This window comes from Jeotgalibacillus sp. R-1-5s-1 (assembly GCF_004405105.1).
In the GTDB taxonomy this organism is placed as follows: Bacteria; Bacillota; Bacilli; order Bacillales; family Jeotgalibacillaceae; genus Jeotgalibacillus.
Map to the genome: position 1 here is coordinate 121922 of NZ_SORW01000046.1, position 18480 is coordinate 140401.

Here is an 18480-nt window from a genome sequence, read left to right on the forward strand (position 1 = left end):
ATCAGTTTATAATTCAATTTTAAATATTAAATCAAACACAAGTTATAGAATTCAGAGAATAAGATCTTCATCACTCATCATAAAGTTTTCGAATTCTTCAAGGGTTTCATACTTAAATGCTATATTTAATCCTTGAGCTAATGAGACAATGGTTTTCTCATGAAGTGATTCGTCAGATATTGCGTTATTTACTAATTCTCTTAATTCTACAAGAGTTAATTCATATTCTTTAAAGAAGTTAACCAGTAATTCTTCCTCATCCTTGATTTGTTGAATAAGCGCTTTTGAAAATGCTTCTGCTTCTTTACGAGCCTCTTTTGCAAGAGACAAGTCTTCTCTGGCATGAATGAAAACTTTATATAATTGCTTCATTCCTATTAGAGTTACAGTTCCTGCAACCGCTGCGCCAATCGGCCCGAACAAGGCTGCTCCGGCAGCAGTCATAATGATACCTGAGAAACAACTTACAGCGTTTGTTCCCAAAGCTTCAATATACTCATCTGTTGAAATTTTCTTATTGAGATATTTATAGGTTAACTCAGTGATATTGACTGCTGAACTAGCCATTGCTGTTACTACATTTCCAGACATGATTGGGCTGTTTTTACCAAGATACTTTAATCCATAAGAGATCCCACTAATGATTGCTCCACGTGCGGCACTATTTGTAGCTGCTTTTCCCGATTCTTTCACACAAAATTCTCCTTTAAAAGCTCCTTGCAAAGCAGTGACCGTACCACCCGTGAAGGCACCTGCTAGCGCACCACCTAACATCGCGTTTTTAGCACCGGAGAGGAATTCTGTTTTATTCATTTTCATTGCAAACTCTTTTGGGTTTTTAGCCGCTTCAGTTGCTTCATCATAAGTGGTCCCACCACTGTTTATTTTTCCGTACTCCGTTTGACCTTTAAGATTTGTGTTAGCATCTTTATAGTCTTCCGAAAATATATTGTTCGTTTTAATTCGATTCTCTAACAGGTCTTGGATCTTTTCTTTTTTTTCGCTATTTACTAACCTGTCCATTCCAGTGTATTTAGAGTTAGAAATAGCTCTAGCTGCTGTAGATGCCGTTTTGTAAGACTTGGCCTGTATTTTTTTTAATATGTCACCACTCGGATTCCGAATTAGTATGTCTGCTGCCGAATGAGATTCGCCAAGTTGATCAGTAGTCACTGCTCTTAATAAACTTCCAGCTTTTGCAGCAGCACTATTAAATTTTGTCATTTCAATAATTTCAAACATACGACCTTGTGTTTGATCAGTTGAACAGTTCACATATTGCTTAGCTACTTTAGTCAAAAGATTTGAACCAGCAACTGTCTCAATTAAAGCATTACCATGTCTTTCAATGGTTTCACTTACAACTTGACCTGCAATAAAATCAATGTCTGATTGTCTTAATGGGTTCATGACATTATTGGAAAGTTGAAATCTTTTGTTTTTCAGATTTGATTAATGAGTTCAATCCAGGTGTCAATTCACCCTGTTCATTTAAGATCGTCGTGTTCAAAAGATCGCGCATGATCACTGCAACCTTATAATTATGGTGAATGACGATTTGATCATCTTTTGCATAGTTTCTGAAATCGTAGCCATTCTTTTCGATGATGTTCTCCATTTTGTTTACATGCACTAACAATAATTCATCCACACTTTTTGCTAAATTATGCATACTAAAAGTCGTTTCTTTGATTTGTTCCATTACATTAGTCGCTGATTCGAGCTTTTGAATTTCCGTTTGAACTTCCGCTTTTTTCACATACATTTCTTCGAGCTTTCTCTCTGTTGTTGCCGCAAAAATCAGGCTTCCAATTGCTAAAGCTGGTGCCAGTGCGATTCCCCCTAGCACCATTGTTCCACCTGCAACACCAAGACCACCTGCAGCAAGAGAGCCGCCTCCAAGAAAAGCTAATGTAGCATTTTGGGCTGCAATACCGCTAAGTGTAGCAATTGCTGTTCCCGTAGACGCTGCTGCAAAAGTCGTAGTTGCACCCACAGCTCCCATGGCTGCAAGTCCACCTCCTGCCAAAGACGCTAAACCAGCAGTCATAACCTGTCCAGCTTTTACAACTTGTTTTTCAACGAAGAAGATAAATTGTTCAACCTCACTGTCAGATACAAACTGGTCAGAAACAATCTCTCCACTGAATTCTATATTTTTAATTTGCTTAAAAGTATTTACGAAATCTCTCATTGATCCATCGAGAATTTCTAATTTCAAACGACCGAAGTCTTCAAATGCCAAATTTGTTCCATCACGTTGCGATTCGAATTTTTTTAAAGTCTTGCTATATTTAGCTTCCAAACTTTCTGCTAACTCTTTTGTCTCCTTCATATTCTGAAAAGAATCGTACCCTTTTTTACTTGCAATCGCTGCAGATACAGCAGCTGCTCCAGCTACAACTAACGGAATTAATGGTAAAGGCATTTTAAATCCCTACTTTCAATTATTTTATAAACTATATATACCATATAATGATATAAAAGGTATACAAAATAATAAAAATATTCCATTTTATTATAGGTATTTAGTTATATTATATTTTCTGTTCAATTATATTTTCAGTTTGTAAATACTAGATCTTAATTTCTCAGCATCCACAATTCAACGTTTAAATAAATTTAAATTGACGACATAGTAAACAGCGAAAGCTACGAATTTGAATTACTCGATCCAATCTATCCGTATACGTCGAGACGGAAGGCTGATTGAGGTTTCAGAGCGTAATGAAAAAGGTCAGCCGTAGATATGGCTGACCTTTTTCTAATACTCGTGTGATCTAATTAATCAAACTTACTTTTCTCAAACCAGCCGAACGCAACCTCCGCCTGGATCATGTCATGATGATCAGGTGACACCAAAAAGATAATAAACGAACCACCCGGTGGAAAAATAAACTTCCCATCCTCATCACTGACCAGCGTACTCTGCGGCTGAACAATCCGCCTGAACGCCATGACCCCCTTCTTCGGAAACCCCTTCACACACTCAGCATATTCAATCTTCACTTCAGGCTCCGGCAGCGGACAAAGCGCCGTATTGGCCGGCGTCACATTATTCGAAACCTGTGGCTTCCCCGGCACAACCGGATTAAACCAGATCTCCGCTTCAAACGGCTGATCAGAATGATTCGTAATCGTAAACGCATTCACAAACAAATCAACATCCGATCCCTCCGGATTCACCAAACCTCCCCACGCATTCCGTCCCTTCCCAAACAACACATGCTCCGTCTGCCCAACAAAATACCGCCCCTGCAACGACTGATACAACGGATTCGGTATATTCACAACCTTTTTCAAATGATCGTGATCAAAAGATGACATGAAGACACTTTTCCTTTCTGGTTTGGATTGTAGAAATTGGTCTACTGGATAGGGTATTCAGGAGGTGGGAGTTTGGGATGGTTATGTTTATTAGGGTTTTAGAAAAGGGTTTTGTAATTATGTGTTGATCCTTCTAGTTCAAAAACTCCGACCACCTGTTAGATGATCAGAGCCTTTTAGTGCTATAACTTAATATTTTCATCAGCCTTTTGAGTTTCGAATGAAACAGGATATACGTCCCCATGTTTCACTACAAAACTCTCTAATCATTTAGAGGATACATTGATCGATCACGCCTCGTTTTCAAAGTCATTAATAGAAGCTAAATAATCTCTAATTTTTTTTATTTCTATCAGCAGATCTTTTAACACTTCATGATCTTGTGAAGCTATTTCCTTTGATTCAGCTGTTAAAAAACTGCTGTAGTGATAATGTAAATCAACATTAAGATCAATATAATCTTTGTCTAGATCTTCTATTGCCTCAAACATATAAGACACGGTTTTTGATGTGTTTAAGTAATCATTTTTTTCGATAGCATAATTCTCTAGTTCAGTATGAAAGTTTTCAGATTCAATGATCTGGCTTTGTTTATCTAAATCCGATTCCAGCTCATCTATAACCAAATCAATACCTAAAAGCAGATTAAATATTTCGAGCTCCCGCTTTTCAGATTGACTGTAAGTTTCAAAAGCTAAAGTTAACGAAAGCACGATCGCTAGAGAGACTGAGATTAACATTACAACGCGACGTTTCATATCATTCACATCCCTACTGAAAAGTATAGAACAGCTTGAATTTTGAAAATCAACTTTATCCCAGTAAAATAATATCATATATTTCCATAAAAATACTTGAAACAGTTATTTTCAGCACAAAAAAACTCCCCCTCACAAAGTGAGAGAGAGTTCTTCTGCATATGGATGACTTACATCATTCCACCCATACCGCCCATATCAGGCATGCCGCCACCAGCGTTTTCTTCTGGGATGTCTGCGACAACTGCTTCAGTTGTCAGGAACATCGCCGCTACTGATGCAGCGTTTTGAAGTGCTGAGCGTGTTACTTTTGTTGGGTCTACGATGCCGGATTCGATCATGTTGACCCATTCGCCGTTGGCTGCGTTGAAGCCTACGCCTACTTCTTCTTTCTTGAGGCGGTCGACGATGATGGAGCCTTCAAGGCCTGCGTTGTGTGCGATTTGGCGGATTGGCTCTTCGAGTGCGCGAAGCACGATGTTGATGCCTGTTGCCACGTCGCCTTCTGCTTCAACAGAGGCTACTTTGTTGTATACGTTCACGAGTGCTGTACCACCACCGGATACGATTCCTTCTTCAACAGCTGCACGCGTTGAGTTGAGGGCGTCTTCGATGCGCAGTTTGCGCTCTTTCAGTTCTGTTTCTGTTGCTGCTCCGACTTTGATGACTGCTACGCCGCCAGCAAGTTTTGCAAGGCGCTCCTGCAGTTTTTCTTTGTCGAAGTCAGATGTTGTTTCTTCGATTTGTGCACGGATCTGAGCTACGCGGCCGCCGATTTTTTCAGCGTCTCCTGCACCTTCAACAACGGTTGTGTTTTCTTTTGTAACAACAACTTTAGCAGCACGGCCAAGCTGGGAGATGTTAGCTGATTTGAGATCAAGTCCAAGATCTTCAGTGATCACTTCTCCGCCTGTTAGTACAGCTAGGTCTTCCAGCATTGCTTTACGACGGTCACCAAAGCCTGGTGCTTTTACTGCAACGGCATTGAATGTTCCGCGAAGCTTGTTCACAACAAGTGTTGCAAGTGCTTCACCTTCAACGTCTTCAGCAACGATGAGAAGTGGCTTGTTCTGCTGAACAACCTGCTCAAGAACCGGAAGTACTTCCTGGATGTTGCCGATCTTCTTGTCTGTGATCAGGATGTACGGGTTATCAAGCACCGCTTCCATTTTGTCAGAGTCTGTGACCATGTATGGAGATGCATATCCGCGGTCGAACTGCATGCCTTCTACTACGTCAAGCTCTGTTGTGAAGCCTTTTGATTCTTCGATTGTGATGACGCCGTCGTTTCCAACGCGCTCCATCGCTTCAGCAATCAGCTGACCGACTTCTTCGTCAGCAGCAGAGATCGCCGCAACCTGTGCAATTGACTCTTTGCCTTCGATTGGCTTAGAGATGGCTTTCAGTTCTTCAAGCGCTGTCTGAACCGCTTTTTCGATCCCTTTACGTACGCCAACCGGGTTTGCTCCAGCTGTAACGTTTTTCAGGCCTTCACGGATCATCGCTTGTGCAAGAACCGTTGCAGTAGTTGTACCGTCTCCGGCGATTTCGTTTGTTTTGCTTGCTACTTCAGCGACAAGCTTTGCACCCATGTTTTCAAATGCATCTTCAAGCTCGATTTCTTTTGCGATTGTTACGCCGTCATTTGTGATTAATGGTGAACCGAATTTCTTTTCAAGAACGACGTTGCGTCCTTTTGGTCCAAGCGTTACCTTTACCGCGTTTGCAAGCTGATCCACACCACGTAGCATGGAGCGGCGTGCTTCTTCACTGAACTTAATTTCTTTAGCCATTTATAAGTACCTCCTAAAATAATTTGGTATCTTTGATGAAAATGACGTCCTGATCGAAGGACTTTGTTTTATAAAAGTAAGTAAGTTAAAATTAGTTAACGACTGCTAAAATATCGCTCTCGCGAAGGATTAAGTATTCTGTACCCTGGTATTTCACTTCTGTTCCAGCGTATTTCGAGAAGATAATGCGGTCATCAACAGAAACCTCAAGCTCTACACGCTCGCCGTTCTCAAGCACACGGCCCGTTCCGACTGCCACAACTTTCCCTTCCTGCGGCTTTTCTTTCGCACTGTCCGGGAGTACAATCCCGCTTGATGTTTTTTCCTCAGACTCTACCAACTCAATAACTACGCGATCACCTAATGGTTTTAACAAGTGAAACAACCTCCTTGAATGATGTTCTTTCGTTTATTAGCACTCTTTTTATCTGAGTGCTAACACAAGTATTAGTGTAAATAATTCTGTTTTCTTTTGCAAGAGAAAAACATGTGATTTTTATAAATTTTGTATTACATTTTGGTGCGGGCGGAACAGTACAATTCCTGTCTGAAACGATACATAAATATTTTGAAACATGACAATTAAGTCTGCTAACAATACAATAACAGGCCGGCGGAGGTGGAACGATACAATTCTTTTTCGAAACAGTACATAAAAAATCCCGAACAATACATTTAATTTTTGAAACGAGTGAATCACTTCCCTGATCAGTACAATTCCCAAGCACACCTTCCCGCTCCCCATTTTCACAAAACGATCATGAAATCCTTCATCATAAAGCGATTAAGTTTGAAGGCACCCGCTTTTATTAGTAGAATTAACACTACAGAACGAATAAAGGAGTATGCTTGTGAATCGCACCTTTTTGATCATTTTAATTACGTATGTTGCGATGCAGCTGTCATCGTTTGTGGTGGTTCCGGTTGCGCTTCTCGTCGGGCGTTCAGTCAGCAGCGCGGAGCCGACCGTTTTGCTGAACCTTGTGTCAGGCTACTGGATTTTCCTCAGCTTCATGATTGGGCTGATTGTGATTCTGTTTGTGCTGAACCGCAATAAAGGCGTGCTGGATCTGCCGGGCGAAAAAGCAGGTCCTGCGATGATTGCGATCTGGTCGTTCATCGGGATCTTTCTGGCGTTCTTCAGCCAGATGATCGCAGTGGGCATTGAGTATCTGATCGGGATTGAGCCGGGTTCTGATAATACAGCCCAGCTGATCGATCTGCTTTCTTATGTACCTCTTGCGGCTGTGGCGATTGCGATCTTCGGACCGATTCTTGAGGAAATCGTATTCCGCGGCGTCATTTTCGGATGGTTCTACCGCAAATACAACTTCTTCATCTCAGGTTTGATCAGTGCACTGATCTTTGCGGTGATTCATTTTGACTTCACCCACATCCTAATCTATGCAGCAATGGGCTACGCATTTGCATTTTTATATGCATTTACAAAAAAAATTATCGTGCCGATTATTGCGCATATGGCCATCAACACATTTGTCGTCATGACGCAGTTCTTCTTTGCGGAGGAAATCCAGCGGATCGTGGAGCTGAATGAAGCATTTGCCTTAGTCTGGCGCGCTGTACTGGGAGGGATTTTATAAATGAGGTCTCCTCTTGGACACGGCATCTTTTACCTGATCCTCGGCTTCTTCTTCGTCTTCTTTGCGATCAGCAACGTAAACGAAAACGGCTGGGGTATCTGGGCATACATCTTCGTCGCCTTTGCCACCTATGACATCGGCGCCGGAATCCGCCTGATCGGACTCCACCTGAAAATTAAGAAGCATATGAATGAGAAAAAGTAGCGGACTGAGGTTCGCTACTTTTTTGTTTGGCTGGCACGGGGGTGCGGGGGCGGATCGACAGCTTTTGGGTGGCTATCGACGTTTCGTGTAGACCGATCAACGGAAAAATGTTCTCTATCAACGAATGATGAAGCTCTGTCGACATTTCAAACTGTGAGTGCTCCCCTATCGACGTAAACTGGCCTGCTATCAAAAGAAACAGAGCCGCTATCGACCGTGGCTTAAATCCTGAAAGTCCGTTTGCCCCTTTTATTCCTGCTAATATGTAATGTTATGTGTCTCATCCTATAAATAAATCATCCTTACTCAAAAAAATGAATTGAGCACAAACCCATTTATCGAGACATAAAACGTAAAAGCAAATACACCAATTAAAAACCACCCTGCCAGCTTTTTATTTTGCTGAATTTCCTGGATCCCGAGCGTTAACATGGTTAAGGATAAAAATAACATCATAAATGGTATAAGCTCAAAGTTCTCCGTAATCAGCCCAATGATAGATAAAATGAGTGTTGTAATTGAAAATATAATTCGTAAAATCTTTATCAAAAGCAGAGACCTCCATATTTTATTAAAAATCGGTTCAATCATACAGTATTCTTGGTTCTGTAGTCCTCATACTCTCCCCAGACAAGATAAGCGATACCTGCTATTAAAGCAATTGTACTGAAAGTGCTCAGCGTTTCTCCCACATAATCAAGCATATTGTTAAAAACGCTGCTGTCCCAGTCCATTAATCCAGTACTAAAAATCGCTGCAGTCACATACCTCGATGCCAGCAAAAATGCAGCGATTACAATAAACGCAACACCTGTCCCCCGTCTTGTCATTTTGTCTCCTCCAATATTCATATAAATGCTTTTATTTCATATTAACAGTTAATGACAGTCAGGTGGATTTTTTTTAAACAATATGTATGGGAGGATCGTAATAAGAATTTCTCTTTCGTGGACTGGTCAAGCAGATTTTGTATCGACAATTCCAACGTGCCTATCGACAAATTAAGCAGACCTATTAACAGAAACGCGATCCCTTACAACAAACCAGCAAGCCCTATCGACATTTCAGCAGACGTCAGCACCACTAACGACAGAAATTTCACGGCTAGCAACAGAAACGCACCAGCTAACGACAAAAAGCCAACCGCTAACAACATAACAGCTCCTGAACTGAACCGAACTCAACGCCTCTCCCAACCAGGCCTCACCCAAAAAGAAAAACAGCGAAGATCATTCTCCGCTGTTTTCACGCGCTGCAAGCTCTTGGTCAATCCGCTCGCGGCGCTCTTTTTCTTCTATTTCGCGCTGGATGGCTTCTGCCTTTTGCGCTTTGTTATAGCCAATGCGTGCGATCCAGAGGCTGATTTCGTACAACAGCAGCAGTGGAACGGTCACGAGCATATGTGAGAAAATATCCGGTGGCGTAATGAAGGCTGCAATGACGAGCAGCACGAAGTACGCGTATTTACGGATTTTCCCGAGAAACATGGGTGTTACGATGCCGAGCCTTGTAATGAATAGCATGACCACCGGCAGCTGGAACAGGAATCCGAATGGGATTGTCATCTGGAACAGGAATTGAAAGAATTCATTGATCCCGATGACCTGTTCAATTTCAAGGTTATTCGAAAGGTTCGTCATAAAGCTGATGACGAACGGAAATAAAATAAAGTAGGCAAACGCCAGTCCTGATAAAAACAGAAAGACGGATGCGGGTATATAACTGAGTGTCACGCGCCGCTCCCGCTCATGGAGACCGGGGCTGACAAACGACCAGAGCTGATATAAGATGACGGGCGATGTCAGGATCAACGCAGAGAACATGATAATCTGGAAGTAGATCATGACAGGGTCCGTTGGCCGGAATGCGTTAAGGGTCATTTTTTGCGCTTCATCAGAGGACTGAAGGAACTTCATCAGCGGCTCTGCGATAAAGAAGCCTCCGACCATTGCAAAGACAAAGAAAACGACTACAATGATGAGTCGTTTTCTTATTTCATTTATATGCTCATGGACGGTCATATCTTTTTCATTCATATGGCCACCATCCCAAAAAAATTATTGCTTCTTATCTTCTTTCTTTACATCATCGTCGTCATCGGCAAGACCTTTAGTTGCGTCTTTGAATTCACGAAGGGTGCTGCCCGCAGCTTTTCCGAGTTCCGGAAGCTTCTTAGGGCCAAAAATGAGCAACGCAACGATCGCGATTACGGCAAGGCTGATTCCACCTGGTAGCATGATGCATGCACCTCCTCTTTCTATCTTCCATCATAAAACAAATTGCGGCATTTGGCTATTCCAATATGTCCTCTAATTGTGACGTTTCTACGTCATCTGTGCCATAATTTTTCAGGAAATAAATGAGTGACTGAAGCTCGACTGCGAGATCAATATGATGAATGCGTAAATCCTCCGGAACGGTCAGTCTCGCCGGTGTGAAGTTTAAGATTCCCTTGATCTTCAGGTTCACCAGCCGGTCGGTAATGCCCTGTGCCGGACCTGCAGGCACCGTCAGAATCGCTACTTCAATATCACTGTCCTGAACTCTTTCCTCCAGCTCGTCCATCGCATATACCGGTACTTCTCCGATTGATGTCCCCGCTTTTTTAGGGTCTGCATCAAACGCCATTTCAATCTTTGTATTATTGTTTTTCAGGAAATTATAATGTAAAAATGCCGTTCCAAGATTTCCGACACCAATCAGCACGACCTTTGTCGTCTCGTCCTGATCAAGCGTTTTACGGAAAAAGGATAACAGGTAATCGACGTTATAGCCGTACCCTTTTTTGCCGAGTGCACCGAAATACGAAAAATCTCTGCGGATTGTTGCAGAATCAACTTTGACCGCATCGCTCAATTCCTTCGATGACACACGCTGTTTTCCTGATGAATGCAGGTTTTTTAAAAACCGGTAGTATAGCGGCAGCCGTTTGGCTGTGGCCTGAGGAATCTTCATCTGTTCCTGACTCATGCCTCTTCTCCCCCTAAATCCAACGATCACCTTTTCTGGCTCTATTCAGCCTGTGAACGCTTCCAAATCATTATATTTCAACAATCCTTTTTCTGGACAAGCAAACTTCTTCCTTTGTTATCATACACCAACAGGGTACACTCTTGCAAAGTATGCAAACTTTTTCACAAATCCCCTGTATTGCTTATGCCTTCCCCGTTGCGATACACTTAAGAGGATAAAAATAGAGGTGAACCATTGATGATTTTACTGCAGGTGAACGGTCTCTCCAAGTCCTTCGGGGCTGAGGAGATTCTGTCTAATATAAAACTCGAGGTCCAGACTAAGGACCGCATCGCCCTCGTTGGCCGTAACGGCGCGGGGAAATCTACGCTTTTAAAAATGATCGCCGGACAGCTTTCGTATGATTCCGGTGATATTAATAAACCGAAGGAAGTCACGATCGGCTACCTTGAACAGCACTCAGGACTTGAATCTGAGCTTTCCATCTGGGATGAAATGCTGAGCGTATTTGACCATCTAAAGGATATGGAAAAAAAGCTTCGCAGTGCAGAACAGCAGATGGCTGATCCCGCTGTGTATGAAAACGAGGAACGCTACAGCCGTTTAATGAAGGAATACGATGAACTCCAAGTGCGATTTAAGGATTTCGGCGGCTATCAGTATGAAGCGGATATCCGGACGGTACTTCACGGACTGCGTTTCCAGTCCTTCGATTACGATACACCTATTTCAACACTGAGTGGCGGGCAGAAAACCCGTCTCGCACTTGGTAAGCTTCTTTTAACGAAGCCTGACGTGATGATTCTCGATGAGCCGACCAACCATCTCGACATCGACACGCTTGCCTGGCTTGAAACGTATTTGCAGGGCTACCCGGGTGCGATTCTTATCGTATCCCATGACCGTTATTTCCTTGATAAGATCGTCAACCAGGTCGTTGAGCTGTCGCGTCACCGTTCGAAAAAATTCCATGGGAACTACAGCAAATATTTAGAACAGAAAGCACTCGACTATGAACGCGAAATGAAGGAATACGAAAAGCAGCAGGAGGAAATCGCAAAGATGGAAGACTTCATCGCGCGAAATCTCGTACGTGCCTCCACCACCAAGCAGGCGCAGAGCCGCCGCAAAAAGCTTGAACGCATGGAAAAAATGGACCGTCCGCGCGGTGACGAAAAATCAGCCAGCTTCGGATTCGCCATCGACCGCCAAAGCGGCAACGACGTTCTGAAGCTGCAGGACCTGTCTGTCGGCTATGATGAAGCCGTTTCGCGCAACATCAACGCATCCGTCACCCGTGAAGACAGCATCGCTCTGATCGGTCCAAACGGTGTCGGGAAATCAACCCTGCTGAAAACGATCGTGAAAAAGTTGCCTGCATTAGCAGGCTCCATTCAGTACGGCTCAAATGTCAGCATCGGCTACTACGACCAGCAGCAGGCCGAACTTCATTCTAATAAAACCGTATTAGGTGAGCTCTGGGATGACTATCCGATGAAAAATGAGAAAGACATCCGTACCGTGTTAGGTAACTTTCTATTCTCAGGAGATGACGTTCTGAAGCCGGTCGCAACCCTAAGCGGTGGAGAAAAAGCACGTCTTGCACTTGCCAAGCTCATGATGCAGCGTTCAAATCTGCTGATTTTGGACGAGCCAACCAACCACCTGGATCTCGACAGCAAGGAAATTCTCGAAAACGCACTGATCGATTATCCGGGCACGATCCTGTTCGTCTCGCACGACCGCTATTTCATCAACCGCCTTGCCACTAAAGTACTCGAGCTCGCCCCTGACGGCAGCACCGAATATCTGGGCGACTATGATTACTATATCGAAAAGAAAACCGAACAGGAAGAACTTGCAGCCTTTGAAGAACGCGAACGCGCAGCTAAACAGCCCGCTTCCGCCAACACAAAGGCATCAGACAAATCCTCCTTCGCACTCGACAAAGAAAAGCAAAAAGCCGAACGCAAAAAACGCCGGCGTCTCGAGGAAATCGAACTCCTCATCACCGAGCTCGAAGGCACCATCGAAGAACACGAAAACCTCCTATGTGAGCCCGACATCTTCCAGGACCACGAACGTGTCATGGAATCCAACCAGGCCATCGAACAAGCCAAATCCGACATGGACCAGCTGCTTGAAGAATGGGCAGAGTTAGAGGAAGAGTTAGCTGAATAAAGGAAAAGCCGGAGTGCGGGCACTCCGGCTTTTTAATGTGGTGTAACTTATGTTTGGCCGTGATAGGTCAAATGGTACAATTCCACGAAAGAAATCTAAAATCTTATGAAACATAGAGAACATTCTCCGAAACCGGGCCATCATTCCACGAAACAGCTGCAAAATCTGACGAACCAAAGCTAATATCCCACGAACCAGCCTCACTGGTCCACCCACTCATTCAGTCACCGCGTATTTGAAAACTCTTCAGCCTTATTTAACAACTTTCTTTGCTTATTTGACAACTCTTAATCCAGATTAAACAACTCTAAGGACTTATTAAGCAACTTATATCAGTCATTTAACAACCCTCATCAAAAAACCCCTGCGAACGCAGGGGCACTTTATGATCTTGACCATCAATCTTTTAAAACTGTTATGCTCTTTGCAATCATTGGATCAGATTACTTCACAGAGGTCCGGCGGCATCCGGAGACTCCTACGGCGGAGGAGCGACAGGTGAGACAGCGTAGTGCGGAGCACTAGCTGGCTCACCGCGCGACCACAGAAAAGCGGAGACGGGCGTTTAGGGACGTACAAACTGGACTGGCCTCGACGAAGATAAAGGAAACACAGCGAACGAAGTAAGCTGATGTTGACTTATCGAACGAGAGGACGGGAAGTTTGCTAGTCCCTGCCCGTTGTAGCTAGACAATGGAAAGCGAAGGATGCCGCCGGACCGGTTCTTTCTATCTCTTCCCCTCACTCCAACATGAGGTATGCTCAAACAAAGGGCTGGGACCATCCGGAGACTCCTGTGGCGGAAAGGGACAGGTGAAACCGACTGGGCGAAGCACAGGCGGGTTCACCGCCCGGCCACGGAAAGGACGGTCCCAGCCCGGTTTCACAAACACCATTCAACAATCGTCCCACCACATTTCCCAAATAATCCATCCCTTATACTATTTCGCCCACCGAATCAAAACCCAAATTGTGTATAACTTTCCACCATATAATTATTAGAATATTACAAACAAATATGTACGTAATATGTATATCATGTAACAGAATCATGACAATCCCCAGAGTTATACACATTAAACACAGCATAAAACGGCTTTTCAACAGCTTTTTCCACATTATCCACAGATTAATGTTAAGAAATAAACATTATCCACAGTCTATGACACACTGAATTATAAACAGTACCTCTCGTACTTATACACAGGTTATCCACAAATCAACACCTAATGTTTACCATTTCACTTTCCCAATTCCACACTCCCTGCAGATCCTCTATTCATCCAATAAACTGCAGGAAGCAACAGCAAAGCAACCATTCCTCCTGCTATCGACAAAAAGCCGTAGCTCGTTCCTGCGACAACCATTCCAGAAAAAATGCCTCCTGCCGCTCCGGACAACGCAACCAGTACATCCACTGCCCCTTGCGTCTTCGCTCTCACAGCAGGTTCCGTTGAATCAACAAGCATCGATGTCCCACTGATTAAACCAAAATTCCACCCTAAACCAAGAAGAACCAGTGCCACAATCATCCAAAACAACGATTCTCCAGGAGCAAGCGCACCACCAAGCCCGGCCAGCAAAAGCGTTACGCCCGCAGCTACCGCCATTTTACCCCGTCCAACCTTATCTACAAGAACACCCGTGATAAGTGATGGCAAATACATCGCCGCAATATGAAGGCTGATCACCAGTCCAACCGCTTCTAACTCATGACCATGCGCTCCCATATGAACCGGTGTCATCGTCATGACTGCTACCATCACGATCTGGGTCGTCACCATGACTGCAGCACCTATCACCACGCCTCTCCTGTTGTATTGAATGACCTCATCCGAATGTGCAGGATCCATTGAAGCTTTTTCAACTACTGCTATTTTTGCCGCCACCAAAAGCGGATCCGGCTTTAATAATAGAAACAGGACAATCCCGGCCAGAAGATAGGCAGCTGCCGCCAAAATAAAGGGACCTGCTAATGCAGGAAGACCCACACTGACTGCAAATTCACCCATCACACCCACTAAATTCGGGCCGGCTACCGCACCAAACGTCGTAGACACAAGGGCAATACTGACTGCTTTCGCGCGCTGATCCTTCCCGGCAAGATCCGTTCCGGCATATCGCGCCTGCAGATTTGAGGCCGTTCCAGCTCCATAAATTAAAAATGATAAAAATAATAACGGTATATTCTCAAAAGCTGCTGCAGAAATAACGCCAATCGCGCCAAGACCACCTATCAGGAATCCACCTGATAAACCGAGACGTCTGCCAAAACGCTGTGAAGATCGGCCAACCGTATAAGCGGCCATCGCAGAACCAAACGTTAACAGCCCGATCGGAAGGCCTGCATATCCCTCTGTTCCAAGCAGATCATTCGCAAGCAATGCACCAACCGTAATACCCGCTGCAAGTCCCGCTCCACCAAAAATCTGAGACAGCACCACGATCCAGAGCGTTTTTTTATACAAAGCCTCTTTTTTCGCCGGGTCATGTATGTAAGCCTGTATGTCTGAATCACTTAAACCCTTGTTCATATCATTAGCTCCTTTAATCAGCATCCTTATCCCATTGTACTAAAAAAAGCTGCCTGAAAGTCAGACAGCTTTTTGACCTTATTTTAACTCAAGACCCGGGTTTGCATTCATCCCTAATGATGAACGTCGTCCCTGCTCAAAATGAACTGCTCCGGCTGCAGCAATCATGGCTGCATTATCCGTACATAAAGAAAGTGGCGGGATCACTAGTTCCACTCCATCCATCTCATCAAACATGTCAGTTAAACGGCTGCGCAGTCCTTTATTAGCCGCCACACCGCCGGCTAACAGCACCTGCTTCACGCCATATTCCTGTGCTGCACGTTTCGTTTTTTCCGTCAGCACGTCAATGACGCTATCCTGAAAGCTTGCTGCTAAATCTTTCACATCAATGTCTTCCCCGCGCTGCTCCGCGTTATGAAGCGTATTAATCACAGCAGACTTCAAACCGCTGAAACTGAAATCATACGAACCTTCCTCAAGCCATGCGCGCGGCAGCTTAATGGACGGCGTTCCTTCATGTGCCAGACGATCAATATGAGGACCACCCGGATAAGGCAGACCAATCGTCCGCGCCACTTTATCATATGCCTCACCAGCAGCATCATCACGCGTTTCACCAATCACTTCAAACGAACCATGCTCACGCATCAGTACAAGCTCCGTATGACCACCTGATACAACTAGCGACAACAACGGAAACTGCATCTCTGTCACAAGACGGTTCGCATAAATATGACCCGCAATATGATGCACCCCTACGAGCGGCTTTTGATGAGCAAACGCCAAAGCCTTCGCAGCATTCACACCAATAATAAGTGCACCAACAAGACCGGGACCTTCTGTAACAGCAATCGCATCAATATCATCCATCGAACACGAAGCCTGCTCAAGTGCCTTTTCCACGACAAGCGTCATCTGCTCGACATGGTGCCTTGAAGCAATTTCCGGTACCACGCCGCCAAAACGTTTATGGCTCTCAATCTGAGACGAGATCACAGAGGAGACAATCTCATTGCCCCCGCGAATCACGGCAGCAGCCGTCTCATCACAGCTCGTCTCAATGCCTAAAATCATCGTCTTATTCGTCATTTAAATTCACCCACATGACCTGTGCATCCTCTCCGTTATCAGAGTAATAATTTCTGCGGATTCCACCATTTGAAAATCCAAGCTTTCTATATAATGACTGGGCAATCTCATTACTCACCCTCACTTCAAGCGTCAGTAATGTCGCACCCGATTCCTTTAAAATATCCATGATCTGACGCATCATCTTCTCACCAAGCTTTTGCCCGCGAAGCTCAGGCACAACCGCCACATTCGTAATATGCGCCTCATCCATAATGAGCCACACACCGCAGTAGCCAGCCACTTCCCCATCCACTTCAAGCAGCAAATACTTAGCAAACTGATTAATCGTCATTTCATTTTCAAACGCTTCACGACTCCAAGGAGAGGAAAATGAAGCTTCCTCCACTTTTAACACCGCATCAATATCAGCGGTCGTCATCCACCGAAACCCGACGTCAGCCATTATTTTTTTCCTGCTCTTTCAGCCAGTTCACCTCAGCCTCAGCCATACGGATATAATTCGGCACAAACTCATGCACGTCTTCATCAGCTAGCTCCGATGCATAAATCGCCATCTCAGCCATACGCGGCACTTCCTCTGATTCAGATACACGCTTCGCTCTGTCACCTAAACGCGCCTGAATCTGCTCCCAGAATACATCTACATCAGCACCGCAGAATAACACAGCCTCTTCCCTATCCGCTAAAAGATCGAGCCATTCCTCCATCGACAGATTCCGGTCCTCTTCAAGCTCCACCCACGTTTCATCAAACGTATAAAGCCCAGTATAAACACGCCCTCTTCGCGCATTCATAATCGGAGAAACAATGCCGTCAAACTGCTTACCCGGCCACGACAGACTCAACAGACTTGAAACGCCAACCAAAGGAATCTTCAAAGACCATGCCAGTGTTTTAGCAAGTGTGACACCAATTCTTACACCTGTATAAGATCCAGGACCTTTTGCCACAACGATCCGCTCAATCTGATCTGCAGAAAGATCCAATGTTGCCAGTAATGATTCTACAGCAGTCATCGCCTGAATCGAATGATTTCTTTTTATATTTAACGTCAGCTCTCCCATTACCGCGTCGTCTTTTACTACTGCAAGCGACAACGGCTGGTTTGACGTATCAATCGCCAGTACAATCATCGTAAAATCTCCTCACATAACGCCTCATACCGGCTGCCTCTTGGCACAAGCTCAAACCGTCTTGAGTCGTTCTCAACATAGTAAATGGAAAGATCCAGACGCTCCTCAGGAAGCTGCTCCTGAATCAGGTGTGCCCACTCAACCACACACACACCATCTCCATTAAAATACTCATCAAAGCCAAGATCCTCAAACTCATCCTCAACACGGTACACATCCATATGATACAGAGGCAATCTGCCCTGATACTCCTTCATAATCGTAAACGTCGGGCTATTCACCGTGCGTGTAATTTCAAGCCCCTTCGCAAGGCCTTTTGTAAATGTCGTTTTACCAGCCCCAAGGTCACCCTCAAGCGTCAGCACATCTCCTTTTTGTAAAAGAGATCCGAGCTTTTCTGCAAAAGCAGCCGTTTCCTCCGGGGAAGATGAATGCCATTCATGCTTGTTCATTATAAAAGCCACCACCATTTCAATCGGTACCTATCTGATCATTTAAAAAAGACTCACCCGCATGGAGTCAGTCTGTTCATTTATCTTTATCTTCACTTAGTTTACACGAAATTCATCTGTCTTTAAACAAAAAAATAACCATGACCGCATGTCATGGAATAAATGGCGGTCCCGACCGGGATCGAACCGGCGATCTCCTGCGTGACAGGCAGGCATGTTAACCGCTACACCACGGGACCAAAGGTAATTGCGGGGGCAGGATTTGAACCTGCGACCTTCGGGTTATGAGCCCGACGAGCTACCGAGCTGCTCCACCCCGCGACGATAAAAAATGGTACAGTCTAGCGACGTCCTACTCTCACAGGGGGAAACCCCCAACTACCATCGGCGCTGAAGAGCTTAACTTCCGTGTTCGGCATGGGAACGGGT

General features: G+C 44.5%; 19 protein-coding genes, 2 tRNA genes and 1 rRNA gene. 3 read left to right on the top strand and 19 right to left on the bottom strand.

Annotated features, from left to right (window positions below):
* Positions 1 to 51 precede the first annotated feature (51 nt).
* The 6 genes from E2491_RS14645 to groES all read right to left on the bottom strand — a co-directional run bounded on the left by E2491_RS14645 (position 52) and on the right by groES (position 6254).
* Positions 52 to 1410, bottom strand: a complete 1359-nt coding sequence (locus E2491_RS14645) for a hypothetical protein (RefSeq protein ID WP_134376374.1) — start codon at positions 1408 to 1410, stop codon at positions 52 to 54.
* Positions 1411 to 1414: 4 nt separating this feature from the next.
* Positions 1415 to 2428: a hypothetical protein gene (locus E2491_RS14650; protein WP_134376375.1), complete on the bottom strand. Its 1014-nt coding sequence runs from the start codon at positions 2426 to 2428 to the stop codon at positions 1415 to 1417.
* A gap of 356 nt (positions 2429 to 2784) precedes the next feature.
* Positions 2785 to 3327, bottom strand: coding sequence for a DUF6143 family protein (locus E2491_RS14655; protein WP_134376376.1), 543 nt, complete (start codon positions 3325 to 3327; stop codon positions 2785 to 2787).
* Positions 3328 to 3617: 290 nt separating this feature from the next.
* A complete protein-coding gene (locus E2491_RS14660; RefSeq protein ID WP_134376377.1) occupies positions 3618 to 4085 on the bottom strand; it encodes a hypothetical protein in 468 nt (155 codons plus the stop codon).
* 170 nt (positions 4086 to 4255) lie between these two features.
* Complete coding sequence (groL, locus tag E2491_RS14665; protein WP_134376378.1) at positions 4256 to 5878, bottom strand: chaperonin GroEL; 1623 nt, start codon at positions 5876 to 5878, stop codon at positions 4256 to 4258.
* 91 nt (positions 5879 to 5969) lie between these two features.
* A complete protein-coding gene (gene groES, locus E2491_RS14670; RefSeq protein WP_134376379.1) occupies positions 5970 to 6254 on the bottom strand; it encodes a co-chaperone GroES in 285 nt (94 codons plus the stop codon).
* 475 nt (positions 6255 to 6729) lie between these two features.
* On the opposite strand from groES, the gene E2491_RS14675 reads away from it, so the two are divergent.
* Positions 6730 to 7479, top strand: coding sequence for a CPBP family intramembrane glutamic endopeptidase (locus tag E2491_RS14675; protein ID WP_244093972.1), 750 nt, complete (start codon positions 6730 to 6732; stop codon positions 7477 to 7479).
* Positions 7480 to 7683: a YdiK family protein gene (locus E2491_RS14680; RefSeq protein ID WP_134376381.1), complete on the top strand. Its 204-nt coding sequence runs from the start codon at positions 7480 to 7482 to the stop codon at positions 7681 to 7683.
* 306 nt (positions 7684 to 7989) lie between these two features.
* On the opposite strand, the gene E2491_RS14685 is transcribed toward E2491_RS14680, so the two are convergent.
* The 5 genes from E2491_RS14685 to E2491_RS14705 all read right to left on the bottom strand — a co-directional run bounded on the left by E2491_RS14685 (position 7990) and on the right by E2491_RS14705 (position 10653).
* A complete protein-coding gene (locus E2491_RS14685; protein ID WP_134376382.1) occupies positions 7990 to 8232 on the bottom strand; it encodes a DUF3953 domain-containing protein in 243 nt (80 codons plus the stop codon).
* Positions 8233 to 8270: 38 nt separating this feature from the next.
* Positions 8271 to 8513 (bottom strand): hypothetical protein, encoded by a 243-nt coding sequence (locus E2491_RS14690; RefSeq protein ID WP_134376383.1) that lies wholly within the window; start codon positions 8511 to 8513, stop codon positions 8271 to 8273.
* Positions 8514 to 8912: 399 nt separating this feature from the next.
* Positions 8913 to 9719 carry a twin-arginine translocase subunit TatC gene (tatC, locus tag E2491_RS14695; RefSeq protein WP_134376384.1) on the bottom strand — a complete coding sequence of 269 codons (807 nt, stop codon included), beginning with the start codon at positions 9717 to 9719 and terminating at the stop codon, positions 8913 to 8915.
* A gap of 21 nt (positions 9720 to 9740) precedes the next feature.
* Positions 9741 to 9920, bottom strand: coding sequence for a twin-arginine translocase TatA/TatE family subunit (locus E2491_RS14700; protein WP_134376385.1), 180 nt, complete (start codon positions 9918 to 9920; stop codon positions 9741 to 9743).
* Positions 9921 to 9975: 55 nt separating this feature from the next.
* Entirely contained in the window at positions 9976 to 10653 is a 678-nt protein-coding gene (locus E2491_RS14705; RefSeq protein WP_134376386.1) for a redox-sensing transcriptional repressor Rex, read from the bottom strand.
* A gap of 240 nt (positions 10654 to 10893) precedes the next feature.
* Here E2491_RS14705 and E2491_RS14710 point away from each other — a divergent pair, with 240 nt between their 5' ends.
* Positions 10894 to 12837 carry an ABC-F family ATP-binding cassette domain-containing protein gene (locus E2491_RS14710; protein ID WP_134376387.1) on the top strand — a complete coding sequence of 648 codons (1944 nt, stop codon included), beginning with the start codon at positions 10894 to 10896 and terminating at the stop codon, positions 12835 to 12837.
* 1241 nt (positions 12838 to 14078) lie between these two features.
* Here E2491_RS14710 and E2491_RS14715 read toward each other — a convergent pair.
* From E2491_RS14715 to rrf, 8 genes are all read right to left on the bottom strand, one after another.
* Positions 14079 to 15371 carry an MFS transporter gene (locus tag E2491_RS14715; RefSeq protein ID WP_134376388.1) on the bottom strand — a complete coding sequence of 431 codons (1293 nt, stop codon included), beginning with the start codon at positions 15369 to 15371 and terminating at the stop codon, positions 14079 to 14081.
* Positions 15372 to 15449: 78 nt separating this feature from the next.
* Entirely contained in the window at positions 15450 to 16463 is a 1014-nt protein-coding gene (tsaD, locus tag E2491_RS14720; RefSeq protein WP_134376389.1) for a tRNA (adenosine(37)-N6)-threonylcarbamoyltransferase complex transferase subunit TsaD, read from the bottom strand.
* Positions 16453 to 16884 (bottom strand): ribosomal protein S18-alanine N-acetyltransferase, encoded by a 432-nt coding sequence (gene rimI / locus E2491_RS14725; RefSeq protein ID WP_244093973.1) that lies wholly within the window; start codon positions 16882 to 16884, stop codon positions 16453 to 16455. Before rimI ends, tsaD begins: the two co-directional genes overlap by 11 nt.
* A gap of 16 nt (positions 16885 to 16900) precedes the next feature.
* Entirely contained in the window at positions 16901 to 17599 is a 699-nt protein-coding gene (tsaB, locus tag E2491_RS14730) for a tRNA (adenosine(37)-N6)-threonylcarbamoyltransferase complex dimerization subunit type 1 TsaB (RefSeq protein WP_134376391.1), read from the bottom strand.
* The gene (gene tsaE, locus E2491_RS14735; protein ID WP_134376392.1) at positions 17596 to 18051 is read right to left on the bottom strand and encodes a tRNA (adenosine(37)-N6)-threonylcarbamoyltransferase complex ATPase subunit type 1 TsaE; all 456 of its coding nucleotides are present in this window, start codon (positions 18049 to 18051) and stop codon (positions 17596 to 17598) included. Before tsaE ends, tsaB begins: the two co-directional genes overlap by 4 nt.
* A gap of 163 nt (positions 18052 to 18214) precedes the next feature.
* Positions 18215 to 18290, bottom strand: a tRNA-Asp gene (locus tag E2491_RS14740).
* An 8-nt stretch (positions 18291 to 18298) separates the two neighbouring features.
* Positions 18299 to 18372 (bottom strand) — tRNA-Met (locus tag E2491_RS14745).
* A gap of 18 nt (positions 18373 to 18390) precedes the next feature.
* Positions 18391 to 18480: ribosomal RNA gene (gene rrf / locus E2491_RS14750) — 5S ribosomal RNA — on the bottom strand; the annotation flags it as partial.

What these genes read in the sequence shown, in the direction of transcription:
- tsaE (WP_134376392.1), bottom strand. Translation starts at nt 18,051, where the DNA reads ATGAACAAGCATGAATGGCATTCATCTTCCCCGGAGGAAACGGCTGCT.
- E2491_RS14680 (WP_134376381.1), top strand. Translation starts at nt 7,480, where the DNA reads ATGAGGTCTCCTCTTGGACACGGCATCTTTTACCTGATCCTCGGCTTC.
- tsaD (WP_134376389.1), bottom strand. Translation starts at nt 16,463, where the DNA reads ATGACGAATAAGACGATGATTTTAGGCATTGAGACGAGCTGTGATGAG.
- E2491_RS14705 (WP_134376386.1), bottom strand. Translation starts at nt 10,653, where the DNA reads ATGAGTCAGGAACAGATGAAGATTCCTCAGGCCACAGCCAAACGGCTG.
- groL (WP_134376378.1), bottom strand. Translation starts at nt 5,878, where the DNA reads ATGGCTAAAGAAATTAAGTTCAGTGAAGAAGCACGCCGCTCCATGCTA.
- E2491_RS14645 (WP_134376374.1), bottom strand. Translation starts at nt 1,410, where the DNA reads ATGAACCCATTAAGACAATCAGACATTGATTTTATTGCAGGTCAAGTT.
- E2491_RS14655 (WP_134376376.1), bottom strand. Translation starts at nt 3,327, where the DNA reads ATGTCATCTTTTGATCACGATCATTTGAAAAAGGTTGTGAATATACCG.
- E2491_RS14700 (WP_134376385.1), bottom strand. Translation starts at nt 9,920, where the DNA reads ATGCTACCAGGTGGAATCAGCCTTGCCGTAATCGCGATCGTTGCGTTG.
- rimI (WP_244093973.1), bottom strand. Translation starts at nt 16,884, where the DNA reads ATGACGACCGCTGATATTGATGCGGTGTTAAAAGTGGAGGAAGCTTCA.
- tatC (WP_134376384.1), bottom strand. Translation starts at nt 9,719, where the DNA reads ATGAATGAAAAAGATATGACCGTCCATGAGCATATAAATGAAATAAGA.
- E2491_RS14710 (WP_134376387.1), top strand. Translation starts at nt 10,894, where the DNA reads ATGATTTTACTGCAGGTGAACGGTCTCTCCAAGTCCTTCGGGGCTGAG.
- tsaB (WP_134376391.1), bottom strand. Translation starts at nt 17,599, where the DNA reads ATGATTGTACTGGCGATTGATACGTCAAACCAGCCGTTGTCGCTTGCA.
- E2491_RS14660 (WP_134376377.1), bottom strand. Translation starts at nt 4,085, where the DNA reads ATGAAACGTCGCGTTGTAATGTTAATCTCAGTCTCTCTAGCGATCGTG.
- E2491_RS14690 (WP_134376383.1), bottom strand. Translation starts at nt 8,513, where the DNA reads ATGACAAGACGGGGGACAGGTGTTGCGTTTATTGTAATCGCTGCATTT.
- E2491_RS14715 (WP_134376388.1), bottom strand. Translation starts at nt 15,371, where the DNA reads ATGAACAAGGGTTTAAGTGATTCAGACATACAGGCTTACATACATGAC.
- E2491_RS14650 (WP_134376375.1), bottom strand. Translation starts at nt 2,428, where the DNA reads ATGCCTTTACCATTAATTCCGTTAGTTGTAGCTGGAGCAGCTGCTGTA.